This is a genomic window from Pelagerythrobacter rhizovicinus, assembly GCF_004135625.1.
Classification (GTDB): domain Bacteria; phylum Pseudomonadota; class Alphaproteobacteria; order Sphingomonadales; family Sphingomonadaceae; genus Pelagerythrobacter; species Pelagerythrobacter rhizovicinus.
Genome location: NZ_SDPV01000002.1, coordinates 1,196,551 through 1,209,264, shown reverse-complemented (window position 1 = coordinate 1,209,264; position 12,714 = coordinate 1,196,551). Strand labels below are relative to the sequence as shown.

The window sequence follows — 12,714 nt, the reverse complement described above, 5'->3', positions numbered from 1 at the left end:
TCGCACACAGGAGCAATCCAATGTCCTTCCTCACCACCATCGCTTCCGCCTTCAAGGGCGGGAGCCACGCCCGCGCGCCGCTCGCGCGCGGGTTCGTTTCGCCGTGGGCGCTGGCGTTCGAGAGCGCCGGGGCGCCGCCCTACGAATACGGCCGCAGCGTGCGGCGGGCCTATTGCGACAATCCGGTGGCGCAGCGCAGCGTGCGGATCGTGGCCGAGGGGGTCGGCAGCGCACCGCTCCAGCCGACCGATCCCGCGCTCGAGGCGCTGGTCGCGGCGACGAGCGCGGGGCAGGCACTGGTCGAGACCGTGGCGGCGCATCTGCTGCTGCACGGCAATGCCTATGTCCAGGTGATGAAGGACGCCGCCGGCCAGCCGGTCGAGCTGTTCGCTCTGCGGCCCGAGCGGGTGTCAGTCGTGGCGGGGGAGGACGGCTGGCCCGCGGCCTATGCCTACCGCCTCGCCGACCGGACTCTGACCATCCCGGTCGAGGACGAGGCAGGCTGGCCGAACCTGGTCCACTTGCGCGGCTTCCATCCGGGCGACGATCACTACGGCGCCGGCGCGCTGGCGGCGGCGGAGCAGGCGGTGGCGATCCACAATGCCGCGAGCGCCTGGAACCGCTCGCTGCTGGAGAATGCCGCGCGGCCCTCGGGCGCGCTGGTGTTCGAAAGCGGCGACGGCGGCGGGCTGACCGGTGAGCAGTTCGAGCGGCTGCGGGACGAGCTCGCCGCCGGCTTCCAGGGCCAGGCCAATGCCGGGCGGCCGATGCTGCTCGAAGGCGGGCTCAAGTGGCAGGCCATGGCGCTTTCGCCGGCCGACATGGACTTCGCCACCCTCAAGGCCGCCGCGGCGCGCGACATCGCGCTCGCCTTCGGCGTGCCACCGATGCTGCTCGGGCTGCCGGGCGACAACACCTACGCCAACTACCGCGAGGCCAACCGCGCGCTGTGGCGGCTGACGCTGCTGCCGCTGGCGGGCAAGATCCTCGCCGGCCTGCGCGAGGGGCTGGAGCCGTGGTTCCCCGAGGCGGCGCTGGCGGTCGATCTCGACCGGGTGCCGGCGCTGGCCGAGGACCGGGAGAAGCTGTGGGCGCAGGTTTCCGCGGCGGAGTTCCTCTCGGCGGACGAGAAGCGCGCGCTCCTGGGGCTGGAGTAACGAGAAAGGTCCTCCCCCATCGTCTTGCGATGGGGAGGTGGCGCCCGCCGGAGGCGGGTGACGGAGGGGCACTGGTGCGCAAGGCCCCTCCACCACGAGCCGCTTCGCGTCTCGCGGTCCCCCTCCCCATCGCAAGACGATGGGGAGGACTGAAGATAGAGACAAGGACACCAATCACATGGACAGGACCGACATGATCGCCCGGCTGATGGCCGAGGCGAAAGCGGGTGGCTGCGAGCTGGTGACGCTGCGCGCGATCGTCGAGGAGGCGACCGACCTCGGCGCCGACCGCGCGCTCCAGCGCACCGGGCTCGCCGATCCCGATGCGCGCGACGACCTCGACGAGCTGCGCGAGCTGCTCCAGGCCTGGCGCGACGCCAAGGCGAGCGTGTGGCGTGCGGCGCTGGCCTGGCTGGTGCGCGGGGTGCTCGCGCTGGTGCTGATCGGCATTGCCGTGCGCCTCGGCGTGACCGAGGTGCTGCGATGACGCGCCTGGCCGGCTACGCGGCGCTGTTCGACCGCGCCGACGCCAGCCGCGACACGATCCGGCCCGGCGCCTTCGCCCGCACGCTTGCCGAGCGCCGGGCCGCATCGCTCGGGCCGCTGCCGCTCTACTGGCAGCACCGGCCCGAGCAGCGGATCGGCTGGGTCGAGCGGATCGCGGAGGACCCGCGCGGCCTGCGCGTGATCGCCGCGCTCGACAACCCGGACGGCCGCGCCGCCGCCATGCTCCGCCGCCGCGCGGTGAGCGGCCTCAGCTTCGGCTACCGCGCGCGGGCCTTCCGCCACGAACCCGAAGGCCGCGTGCTGGAGGACGTCGAGCTGTTCGAGGTGAGCCTCGTCACGCATCCCCTCCAGCACCGGGCGCGGGTGCATCTGATCGCGGCCTGAGTCCCAGCGAAGGCTGGGACCTCGGGCTATCCGGCGAAGCGCCAGCGGTCGGAGGCCCCAGCCTGCGCTGGGGCTCGCACATCGTTTTCAAACTCTACCCAGTCCTCCCCATCGTCTCGCGATGGGGAGGGGGACCGCGAGACGCGCAAGCGGCTCGTGGTGGAGGGGCCTTGTGCTCCAGTCCCCCTCCGTCACCCGCCTGCGGCGGGCACCACCTCCCCATCGCAAGTCGATGGGGAGGATCTGCCTCATCACCACCACCACTCTGAAGAAAGGTTGCCTTATGGATACGCCCCCCACCACCCCCGCCGATCCGCTCGAGGAGAGCTTCGACCTCGTCGCCCGGCAGGAGAAGACCGAGGCCGAGGTCGCCGCGCTGCGCAGCGATGTCGACGAGGTGAAGGCCCGCGTCGACAGGATCGGCCGCGCAGCGCAGCGGCCCGCCATTTCCGGCGCGAGCGACAACCCCGAAGTGAAAGGCTTCGTGGACGGCTACTTGCGCCGCGGCTCGACGGCCGAGGTCAAGTCGCTCTCGATCGGCGTGCCGGCCGACGGCGGCTATGCCGTGCCGCGCGAGATCGACGCGGCGATCGCCCGCGAGTTGACCGAGATCAGCCCGATCCGCAGCCTCGCGCAAGTCGTGCAGACCGGCACGAGCGGCTACCGCAAGCTGGTCAGCACCGGGGGCACCGCCTCGGGCTGGGTCAGCGAGACCGCCGGGCGGCCCGAGACCGCGACGCCGCAGTTCACCGAGATCGCGCCGCCGAGCGGCGAGCTCTACGCCAATCCGGCGGCGAGCCAGGCGATGCTCGACGACGCGGCGTTCGACGTCGAGGCCTGGCTGGCGAGCGAGATCGCGATGGAGTTCGCCCGCGCGGAAGGCGCCGCGTTCGTCAACGGCACCGGCGCGAACCAGCCGGCGGGCTTCCTCGCCGCGCCCTCCTCCGCCGCCGACGATGCCGCGCGGGCGTTCGGCACGCTGCAGTATATCGGCAGCGGCGACGCGGCGGGCCTCGGCAGCGATCCCGATCTGGCGCTGATCGTGCTCGTCCACACGCTGAAGGCCGGGTACCGGCAGGGCGCGAGCTTCGTGATGAACTCGTCCACGCTGGCCGAAGTGCGCAAGCTCAAGACCAGCGACGGCGCGTTCCTGTGGCAGCCGGGGCTCGTCGAGGGCCAGCCCGACCGGCTGCTCGGCTATCCGGTGATCGAGGCGGAGGACATGCCCGGCATCGCCGCGGGCGAATGCCCGATCGCATTCGGCAACTTCCGCGCCGGCTATCTGATCGCCGAGCGCTCGGCCACGCAGATCCTGCGCGATCCGTTCACCAACAAGCCCTTCGTCCACTTCTACGCAACCAAGCGCGTGGGCGGGCAGGTGCTCGATTCGAACGCGATCAAGCTGCTGAAGATCGAGGGATAGGCGGGAGAAGATCCTCCCCATTTTCGCGCAGCGCAAATGGGGAGGGGGACCGCGAGACGCGCAAGCGGCTCGTGGTGGAGGGGCCGCCCTGCCCGGCGCAGGCCCCTCCGTCACCCGCCTGCGGCGGGCGCCACCTCCCCATCGCAAGTCGATGGGGAGGAATGGAAACCTGGTCGCGGCAGCCAAAGCGCGACTGCGCGCCCGGAGCGCTTTGCGCGGAGGATAGCCAAGGCCGCGGATGCGGCCGCCGGCGCCTGAGGCTCAAACAAAAAAAGGGGGAGTTCGCGATGAAGCGGACCGTATTGACGCCGCCCGATCTGGCGGGCGCCGCGCTGGCGGATTGCAAGCGATGGCTGGCGATCACCACTGCGGCCGAGGATGCCTCGCTCACCGCGCTGCTGGGCGCGAGTGCCGAGGCGTGCGAGGCTTTCACCGGGGCCGTGCCGCTGGAAGCGACCTGCGAGGAAGTGCTTCCCGCATGCCGCGAGTGGCAGGCGCTCGCGACGCGACCGGTGCAGGCGATCGTCGGCATCGAGGGCATTCCGGCCGAAGGTCCGCGCTTTGCGCTGGCGGCGGGTGCCTACGAAGTCGAACTCGACGCCGACGGGACCGGGCGGGTGCGCCTGCTGCGGCAGGGCGCGGAGGGGCGGATCGCGGTGCGCTTCGCCGCGGGCCTTGTGCCTGAGTGGGACGCGCTGCCGGGCGGCTTGCGGCACGGGATCGTCCGTCTCGCGGCCGAGCTCTACCGCGCGCGCGACGAGGGCGCGGCGGCGGCCTTGCCCTCGGCCGTGACCGCGCTTTGGCGTCCGTGGCGCCGGATGCGGCTGACATGATCGAGGCCGAAGCTCGCCCGCCGCTTGCCGCCCTCGCCGCGCGGCTCGCGCACAAGGCGGCGCGGATCGCGCAGGCGCGCGCGGAGAACGCCGTCCGCGCCCGCCGGGGCGACCCGGCCCGCTGGCGCAGCGCGCGGCTGCTCTGGCCCGCTTTCGCGGAGGACTGACCGATGGAACATGCCTTGCGCGCCGCGCTGATCGCCTGGCTGCGCGGCGGCCCCGCCTCGCTCGACACGCTCAATGCGGTGGAGGAGGAAGCGCCGCTGCGCGCCAGTCCGCCCTGGCTCGGCATCGCCGCGAGCGCGAGCGCCGACTGGAGCACCAAGGACCGCACCGGCCGCGAGATTCGCGTGGCGCTCGAACTGCACACGCGCGGCGACGATCCGGCGGCGGACGGCGCGCTGGTCCGCGCGATCGAACGCCGGATCGAGGCCCTGCCGCGGGAGCAGCCGGGGTTCACGGTCGTCTCGATCCTCTTCCTGCGCGCCCGCGCCGAGCGCCGCGCCAACAACCGCCGCAGCGTGCTGCTGGAATACCGGTTCAGGTGCTTGGCGGCGACCTAACACCCCTCCCGCGAGCGGGAGGGGCGCGAGACTTGGCGGCGCGAAGCGACGCTTAGTCGCAGCGGGGTGGGCGCTGCCGGACCGCCGAATGACCACAGGCCCACCCCCGACCCCTCCCGCAAGCGGGAGGGGGGATTCTGTTGCGTTCACATTTTTGGAGATCACCCATGACAGCCCAGAAAGGCTCCGCCTTCCTTCTCAAGATCGGCGACGGCGCCCAGCCGCCCGCCTACGCCACCGTCGCCGGCCTCCGGACCACGCAGATGTCGATCAACGGCGATACCGTGGTCGTCACGCACAAGGAAAGCGGCGGCTGGCGCGAGCTGCTGTCGGGTGCGGGGACGCGGTCGGTGTCGGTTTCGGCGGGCGGGATCTTTCTCGCCAGCGAGGCCGAAGCCGCGGTCCGCGCCCATGCACTGGCGGGGACGATCGACGATTACGAGCTCTCGTTCGAGGATGGCGAGCGGTTGCGCGGCCGGTTCCTCGTCCAGCGGCTCGACTACGCCGGCGATTTCAACGGCGAGCGGACCTATACGCTGCAACTCGAAAGCTCGGGCGCGGTGGTGCCGGCATGACCCCCGCTCAAGTAGCCGAAGGCGGTAGCGCGACAAGGATTCCAGCCAATCCGCATCGCGGCGAAGCGGCACTGGTCATTGCCGGAAGCGCGCGCGTGCTGCGACCGAGCTTCTCGGCGCTGGTCGCGGCCGAGGAGGAGCTCGGGCCGCTGTTAGCGCTGGTCGAGCGGGCGGGCGAAGGGCGGCTGGCGCTGTCCGAGATGGCCGCGCTGTTCTGGCACTGCCTCGCCGATCGCGGCGAGCTGACGCGCGAGCAAGTGGGCGAGGCGGTGACGGCACAGGGCCTCGCCGCATGCGCCAAGCCGCTACGCACACTGCTCGGCCAGATTCTCCAGGGTTCCGGCTGATGGGCGACCTATCCCCCTCCCGCCCGCGGGAGGGGCGCGAGACTTGGGCTTGCGAAGCAAGTACTAGTCGCAGCGGGGTGGGCCTCGGCGAGGCGCTCAATGATATCGGGCCCACCCCCGACCCCTCCCGCAAGCGGGAGGGGGGACGTTTCGGCGCCGCCTCTCTCCCCCTCGCAGCCGTAGCCGCGCAAGCACTCGGCTGGCGGCCGGAGGAATTCTGGCGGGCGACGCCGGCCGAGCTGGCGGCGAGCCTGGCCGACCCTGCCGGCCAGCCCGCGGTCCCGACCCGGACCGAGATCGAACGCATGCTGGAGCGCGAAACCAATGGATGACGACCTGGACGAAATGCTGATCGAAGTGCGCGCGGGCACGCAGGGCTTCGCCGCCGACATCGCGGAAATGCGGGGCGCGCTCGATTCGACACTGGTCGCGCGGTTCCGCGAGGCGGGATCGATCCTCGAGCGCGGGCTGCTGTCGGCGATTCGCCGCGGGACCCTCGGGTTCGACGATCTCCGGCGCGTGGCGCTGAGCGCGATCGACCAGATCGCGGCGCAATCGCTGCGGTTGGGATTCGACGAGCTGTTCGGCGGGATCGGACGGCAGGGCGGCGGCCTCGGCGGCTTGTTCGGCGGGCTGGTCGGAGCGCTGTTCGGCCTGCCCGGACGTGCGACCGGGGGCCCGGTCTCGCCCGGGCGCGGCTATCTCGTCGGCGAGCGCGGGCCCGAGCTGTTCGTGCCGACCACCGCGGGCCGGGTCGAACCCTCGCTTCCGAACGCGCCGGCGCGCGAGGTGCGCGTGTCGATCAACCTTGCGCCACAGCGCGGCGCCGATGCGCCGGTCGCTCTGCAACGCTCCAGCCGTCAGGTCGCGAGCGCGGTGCGGAGGGCGTTGTTGCCGTAGCCTCCCAAAGATCCTCTCCATTTTTGCGCCAGCACAAATGGGGAGGGGGACCGCGAGACGCGCAAGCGGCTCGTGGTGGAGGGGTTTCGCGCCCCATTGCCCCTCCGCCACCCGCCTGCGGCGGGCGCCACCTCCCCATTTGGCTGACGCAAAATGGGGAGGATCGGAAACCTTGGTCGCGGCAGCCAAAGCGCGACTGCGCGCCCGGAGCGCTCTGCGCGGAGGATAGCCAAGGCCGCGGATGCGGCCGCCGGCGCCTGAGGAGAAAAACGATGCCTTTCTGGCTCGCCCGCGAACGCCGCGGGCAGGATCGCGACTGGATTCAGCGGTTCGATCCGCGCTTCTGGACGGTCGACTTCCCGCGCCCGATGATGGCGGCGGTGCTCGCCACCGGGCCCGACAGCCTGCGGGTCGAGTGCGAATTCCTGCACCGGGGCGAGCTCGCCGGGCTGATCTGGGCGAGCAAGGACAGGCTCGACCATCCGCTGCTCGCCTATGCGACCGACCGCGACTATTCCCACACCATCCTGCGCTTTCGCTGGACGTCCTCGTCGCTCGTCGCGCTCGATCAGGCGAACGGGCCGACGCTGACGATCGAGGGGCGCGATGCCGCCGGCCAGCCGCGCACCTGGTACGTGCGGCTGTGGAACTACGCGGCGGGCAGCCCAACCGATGCCCAGATCGAGCTGCCGTTCTCCAAGCTCGAAAGCGGCTGGGCGCTGCCGGGCGAGCCGATCCATCCCGGCGATATCGACCGGATGTTCATCTCGATCGTGCCGCCGGGCCATGTTCCGGGCAGCACGGCGCCGTTCCCCGAGCGCGTCACCGGCCATGTCGAGCTGACGGACATCGTCTGCGAGGGCAGCCGCGCGATGCTGGAGATCGGGGACGTCCTGCTCCCGCCCCACGGCGAGCGCATGGCGACCGCTTACGACGACCTCTACAACCAGACGCCCGCGCGCCTGCTGCGCAATGTCCGCGGGCTCGGCTATCGCGGCACGATTCTGCACTATCTCGGCATGAGCCACTTCCCGCGGCTGCGCGCGGAAGGCGACGCGCTGCCGGTCGAGCGGCCGGCGGCGATCGCCGAGCCCGCGCTGCTGTGGCACCGGGCGTTCTTTGAGCAATGCCACGCGTGGGGGTACGACACGATCGTCTCCCTCTCCTACGAACTGCTGGCCGAGCATTGCCCGGACGAATGGCAGCAGCGCGCACACGACGGCACGCCCTCGCGGACCGGATGGGACCCGCCCTCGGCCCTGCTCTCGCCCGCGAATGCGGGGGCGATGGCCTGGCTGCAGTCGGTCGCCGTGCAATTCACCAGGTTGCAGGAGGACTGCGGACTGCCGGTGCGCTTCCAGATCGGCGAGCCGTGGTGGTGGACTGTGCCGGCAAGCGGGGCGCCATGCCTTTACGACGATGCTGCGCAGGCGGCGTTCGGCGGCGCACCGCCGGTGATCGTGGACATGCGCGCGCCGCTGGACGAGGCGCAGACCGCACTGCTCGACCAGGCCGGCGCGCTGCTCGCGCAATCGACCGCCGCGCTGGCGCAGGCGGTGCGCGACGCGGCCGGGGGCGAGGCGGAGATCCTGCTGCTCGCTTTCACGCCGACGATCTTCGATCCGGCCATGCCCGAGCTCAAGCGCGCCAACCTGCCGCTCGGCTGGGCCTGGCCGGCGTTCGACCGGTTGCAGCTCGAGGACTACGACTGGCTCACCGGCGGGTTCGACGCGCGGCGGCGCGCGGCGCTGGCCGAAGTCGACGCACGGCTCGGCTATCCGCTGGAGCGGCAGGACTATCTCTCCGGCTTCGTGCTCGATGCCGCCGATGCCGAGACTTACTGGCGCCGGATCGACCGCGCGCTCGACGAGGCCGCGCAGCGCGGCGTGACCCGCCGCTACGTCTGGGCGCTGCCGCAAGTGGCGCGCGACGGATACACGCGGCTCGCCCCATCCAAGGAGACCGAGATGCAGGCATTCGACGACGTGCTCTATCCGCTCGCCCTCGGGCGCGATGCGGCGGTCAGCCCCGAGTTCTCGACCACCGTCGCGGTCACCGCGTCGGGGCACGAGCGGCGCGGCTCGCTGTGGTCCGACGCGCGGCTGCGGTTCGATGTCGGGCCGGGCATCCGCTCGGAAGCCGAGCTCGGCACGCTGATCGCCTTCTTCCGCGCCCGCCGGGGTGCAGCCCGCGGCTTCCGCCTGTCCGATCCGTTCGACTTCAGCTCGCACGCGATGACCGGCACGCCGACCCCGCTCGACCAGCGGCTCGGCACCGGCGACGGCGCGCGCGACACCTTCCCGCTGGTCAAGACCTACGGCGGGGGCGAGGACCCGCAAGTGCGCCCGATCACCCGCCCGCGCGCGGAAACCGTGCGGGTCAGCGTCGACGGCGTCGAGACCGCGGACTGGTCGCTCCTGCCCGGCGGCATGGTCCGGTTCGACACGGCGCCGCCTGCCGGGGCGGTGGTCCGTGCCGGGTTCCTGTTCGACGTGCCGGTGCGCTTCGCGCAGGACCGGCTCGATATCTCGGGCGCGACTTTCGCCGCGGGCGAGGCGCCGTCGGTGCCGCTGATCGAAGTGCGGGAGGCGGCATGAGCCGGGTCTTCTTCGCCAACGAGCTCGAAGGCGTCGCGACCTTCTGGCGCATCCATCGCCGCGACGGGGTGACGCTCGGCTTCACCAGCCACGACCGCGACCTGTGGTTCGACGGCGTGCTCCACCGCGCGGCGCCGGGGATGCTCCCGAGTGCACTGCGCCGCACCGCCGACTTCTCGCCCGACAGCGCCGAAGTGCAGGGCCCGCTGTCGCATGACAGCATCGCGGCCGAGGACCTCGCCGCCGGCCGCTTCGACCAGGCGCGGGTCGAAATCGGTGCGGTGGACTGGGAAACGCTCGACCGCGCAACGCTCTACAACGGGACGATCGGCCGCGTGGCGCAGGACGGCGGGCGGTTCGCAGCCGATCTCCGCTCGGCCAAGGCGGCGCTGGAGGAGGACTTCGTGCCCCGCACCAGCCCGACCTGCCGGGCCGAGTTCTGCGGCCCGGGCTGCACGCTCTCCGCCGCGCGCTTCACGCACGAGGCCTCGGTCGAGGCCGTGGATCTGGAGGCGGGCCTGGTGCGCTTCTCCGCGCCGAGCTGGCACCTGATGGGCGGCGGACGGGTCCGCTGGATCGACGGTCCGCATGCCGGGCAGACGATGCAGGTGCTCGCCGCATCGGCGCAGGGGCTGGCGCTCGACCGGCCGATCGGCAGCGCCGTCGCGTCCGGTATGCGCGCCGCGCTGCGCGAAGGATGCGACAAGCGGCTGACGACCTGCGCGGGGCGGTTCGCCAATGCGATCAACTTTCAGGGCGAGCCCTACCTGCCGGGCAACGATCTGCTCGCGCGCTATCCGGTGGCGCCATGAGCGGCGCGCGGGCCGAGGCCGTCGCGCGGGCGGCCGAGGCGCTGGTCGGCACACCGTTCCGGCTGCACGGGCGCGATCCTCGGTGGGGGCTCGACTGCATCGGCCTTGTCGCGTCCGCGCTCGAGGGCGCCGGGCTGCAGGCCGAACCGCCGAGCGGCTACGGGCTGCGCAACCACGCGATCGACGATCCCGACCAGCAGGCACGGCGCAGTGCGCTCCGCCCGGTCGAAGGTGCGCCGATGGTGGGAGACGTGCTGCTCGTCCGCCCCGGGCCGGCGCAAGTGCATCTGCTCGTCTGCGCGCGCGGAGACGGCTTCATCCATGCCCACGCGGGGCTGCGCCGTGTCGTCGCCATGCCCGGGCCGCTGCCATGGCCGGTGCTGCGCCACTGGCGTCCGATCGAGGAGGATCGATAGATGGCTACTCTGGTACTCGGCGCTGTCGGCACGCTGATCGGCGGTCCGGTCGGCGGCGCGCTCGGCGCGCTGGTCGGGCGCAGCGTGGACGGCGTGCTGGCCGGCGGCGGGCAGCGCGAAGGTCCGCGCCTGCGCGATCTTGCGATCACCACCTCAAGCTATGGCCAGCCGCTCCCGCGCCATCACGGGCGAATGCGCGTGTCAGGCAGCGTGATCTGGGCGACCGACCTGGTCGAGAACCGCGAGACGAGCGGCGGCGGTAAGGGGAAACCGAAAACGACGACCTACAGCTATTCGAGCTCGTTCGCCGTGGCGCTGGCCAGCCGCCCGATCGAGGGCGTGGGGCGTATCTGGGCCGACGGCAACCTGCTGCGCGGGGCGGCGGGCGACCTCAAGAGCGGCGGCACGCTGCGCATCTATAGAGGGCACGGCGACCAGCGGCCCGATCCGCTGATCGCGGCGGCCGAGGGCAGCGCCTGCCCGGCTTTTCGTAACTGCGCGTATGTCGTGTTCGAGGATCTGGAGCTTGCCGACTTCGGCAATCGCATCCCCGCACTCAGCTTCGAGGTTCTTGCCGATGTGGACGACTTCGACCTCCGGGACCTGATCGAGCCGCTGATTCCGGTGGCCACCACACGCGTTCCGCTCGGGGACCTCGACGGCTTCTCCTATGAGGGCGGCGACCTGCGTGCCGGCCTGGAGACGATCGGCGCGCTCTTTCCTCTTGCCTGCGATTGCGGCGGAGATGGGCTGACGATCGCACCCGAAGCAGCACCGGATCACCCGGTGATCACGCTCCCGCCGCCGGTCGTCGCATGGCAGGAGGAGGATTTCGGCAGGCAGGACGGCGCGCTGCGGGAGCGGGACGGAACACCGCCCGCCGGTCCCGATGCGTTGCGCTACTACGACGTTGCGCGCGATTTCCAGCCGGGCCTCCAGCGCAGCGAGGGCAGCGCGGTGCACGCGGCGAGCCGCACGCTTGAATTCCCAGGCGCGCTCCATCCCGACGCCGCGCGGGCGCTGGTCGGCGCCGCCGGCAGGCGCGCGCATTGGCTGCGCGAGCGGCTTGCCTGGCGGGTGGCCGAGCTTGATCCCGCGGTCGCGCCAGGCAGCCTCGTCCGCGTATCCGACGTCGACGGGCTCTGGCGCGTCGCAAGCTGGGAGTGGCGCGAGAACGGCATCGAGCTCGATCTCGTGCGGCACGCCTTCGGCGCCGTCCACGCGCCGCCCGGCGAGGCCGGGACTCCCGGCCTTCCGGTGGACACCGCGCCCTCCCCGACTCTCCTCCGCGCTTTCGAGCTGCCGTGGGACGGCACCGGCGATCCTGCCACGCCCGCCGTGTTCGCAGTGGCGAGTGCGGCCGGTGCGCACTGGCGCGGCGCGGCGCTCTATATCGATCGGCAGGGCGCGCTCGAACCGCTCGGCACGACCGGGCGGACGCGTAGCATCATGGGCGCGCTCGCTGCGCCGCTGCCGCCGTCGCCAGCCCTCGTGCTCGAACGCCAGGCTGTGCTGACACTCGATCTGGTGGCCGAGGATCTGACTTTGGCGTCGGCCGATGCCGAGGCGATCGCCGCGGGCGCCAACCGTCTGCTCGTCGGCAGCGAGATCGTGCAGTTCATGCGCGCGATGCGCGAAGGCGACCGGCGCTGGCGCCTCGAAGGCTTGGTGCGCGGGCGCGGCGGCACCGAAGCGGCCGCGCAGGCGGGGCACGGCTCCGGGACGCTTGTCACTTTGCTCGATGCGAGCCTGGTGCCCCTCGTTCTCGACCGGCCGAACGGCGCCACGATCGCAGCGATCGGAGCCGCCGAGGACGAGCCGGTCGCCGCACAGATCGAAAGCGCCGGCGTGACGCGGCGACCGCTCGCCCCGGTTCACCCGCGCGCGACCGTACTGCCCTCCGGCGCGCTCTCGCTGCGCTGGATCCGTCGTGCGCGGGGCGGCTGGACCTGGCCGGCAGAGATCGAGCTGCCACTCGTCGAGGAGGCAGAACTCTATCGGGTCGGCATAGGGCCCGTAGAGGCCCCGCTAGCGAGCTGGGAAGTGGCCGAACCCCGGCTCGTCATCGAAGCCGACGATCTCGCCGCGCTTTCCGCCGCCCACCCCGGCGCCGCCGTCTGGGTGCGGCAGATCGGCAGCTTCGCGGCGTCCGATCCCCTGTACCTGAATACCCTCGCCTGACCTCTTGCCATGGGAGCCA

Annotated in this window: 15 protein-coding genes; all 15 read left to right on the top strand. The window is 72.0% G+C overall.

What is annotated here, in order from left to right:
* The first annotated feature begins 20 nt into the window (after positions 1 to 20).
* The 15 genes from ETX26_RS13660 to ETX26_RS13595 all read left to right on the top strand — a co-directional run bounded on the left by ETX26_RS13660 (position 21) and on the right by ETX26_RS13595 (position 12,695).
* The gene (locus tag ETX26_RS13660) at positions 21 to 1,157 is read left to right on the top strand and encodes a phage portal protein (RefSeq protein WP_129525195.1); all 1,137 of its coding nucleotides are present in this window, start codon (positions 21 to 23) and stop codon (positions 1,155 to 1,157) included.
* Between the two features lie 178 nt (positions 1,158 to 1,335).
* Entirely contained in the window at positions 1,336 to 1,644 is a 309-nt protein-coding gene (locus tag ETX26_RS13655) for a DUF6127 family protein (RefSeq protein WP_129525194.1), read from the top strand.
* Positions 1,641 to 2,048 (top strand): HK97 family phage prohead protease, encoded by a 408-nt coding sequence (locus tag ETX26_RS13650; RefSeq protein WP_129525193.1) that lies wholly within the window; start codon positions 1,641 to 1,643, stop codon positions 2,046 to 2,048. The genes ETX26_RS13655 and ETX26_RS13650 overlap by 4 nt, the downstream gene beginning before the upstream one ends.
* Before the next feature lie 283 nt (positions 2,049 to 2,331).
* Positions 2,332 to 3,471 (top strand): phage major capsid protein, encoded by a 1,140-nt coding sequence (locus ETX26_RS13645; protein WP_129525192.1) that lies wholly within the window; start codon positions 2,332 to 2,334, stop codon positions 3,469 to 3,471.
* 287 nt (positions 3,472 to 3,758) lie between these two features.
* The gene (locus tag ETX26_RS13640; RefSeq protein ID WP_129525191.1) at positions 3,759 to 4,304 is read left to right on the top strand and encodes a head-tail connector protein; all 546 of its coding nucleotides are present in this window, start codon (positions 3,759 to 3,761) and stop codon (positions 4,302 to 4,304) included.
* The gene (locus ETX26_RS14380; protein ID WP_165271778.1) at positions 4,301 to 4,471 is read left to right on the top strand and encodes a hypothetical protein; all 171 of its coding nucleotides are present in this window, start codon (positions 4,301 to 4,303) and stop codon (positions 4,469 to 4,471) included. Before ETX26_RS13640 ends, ETX26_RS14380 begins: the two co-directional genes overlap by 4 nt.
* A 3-nt stretch (positions 4,472 to 4,474) precedes the next feature.
* Positions 4,475 to 4,867: a DUF3168 domain-containing protein gene (locus ETX26_RS13635; protein ID WP_129525190.1), complete on the top strand. Its 393-nt coding sequence runs from the start codon at positions 4,475 to 4,477 to the stop codon at positions 4,865 to 4,867.
* Between the two features lie 167 nt (positions 4,868 to 5,034).
* Positions 5,035 to 5,442, top strand: coding sequence for a phage major tail protein, TP901-1 family (locus ETX26_RS13630; protein ID WP_129525189.1), 408 nt, complete (start codon positions 5,035 to 5,037; stop codon positions 5,440 to 5,442).
* Positions 5,439 to 5,789, top strand: coding sequence for a gene transfer agent family protein (locus tag ETX26_RS13625; protein ID WP_129525188.1), 351 nt, complete (start codon positions 5,439 to 5,441; stop codon positions 5,787 to 5,789). Before ETX26_RS13630 ends, ETX26_RS13625 begins: the two co-directional genes overlap by 4 nt.
* Positions 5,789 to 6,121: a phage tail assembly chaperone gene (locus ETX26_RS13620; RefSeq protein ID WP_129525187.1), complete on the top strand. Its 333-nt coding sequence runs from the start codon at positions 5,789 to 5,791 to the stop codon at positions 6,119 to 6,121. Before ETX26_RS13625 ends, ETX26_RS13620 begins: the two co-directional genes overlap by 1 nt.
* Positions 6,114 to 6,689 carry a tail tape measure protein gene (locus tag ETX26_RS13615; RefSeq protein ID WP_129525186.1) on the top strand — a complete coding sequence of 192 codons (576 nt, stop codon included), beginning with the start codon at positions 6,114 to 6,116 and terminating at the stop codon, positions 6,687 to 6,689. Before ETX26_RS13620 ends, ETX26_RS13615 begins: the two co-directional genes overlap by 8 nt.
* 272 nt (positions 6,690 to 6,961) lie before the next feature.
* Positions 6,962 to 9,286: a DUF2460 domain-containing protein gene (locus ETX26_RS13610; RefSeq protein ID WP_129525185.1), complete on the top strand. Its 2,325-nt coding sequence runs from the start codon at positions 6,962 to 6,964 to the stop codon at positions 9,284 to 9,286.
* Positions 9,283 to 10,098 (top strand): DUF2163 domain-containing protein, encoded by an 816-nt coding sequence (locus ETX26_RS13605; protein WP_129525184.1) that lies wholly within the window; start codon positions 9,283 to 9,285, stop codon positions 10,096 to 10,098. Before ETX26_RS13610 ends, ETX26_RS13605 begins: the two co-directional genes overlap by 4 nt.
* On the top strand, positions 10,095 to 10,514 hold the full coding sequence (locus ETX26_RS13600; RefSeq protein WP_129525183.1) for an NlpC/P60 family protein: 420 nt from the start codon (positions 10,095 to 10,097) through the stop codon (positions 10,512 to 10,514). Before ETX26_RS13605 ends, ETX26_RS13600 begins: the two co-directional genes overlap by 4 nt.
* Complete coding sequence (locus ETX26_RS13595; RefSeq protein WP_129525182.1) at positions 10,515 to 12,695, top strand: phage tail protein; 2,181 nt, start codon at positions 10,515 to 10,517, stop codon at positions 12,693 to 12,695.
* Positions 12,696 to 12,714: the final 19 nt, after the last annotated feature.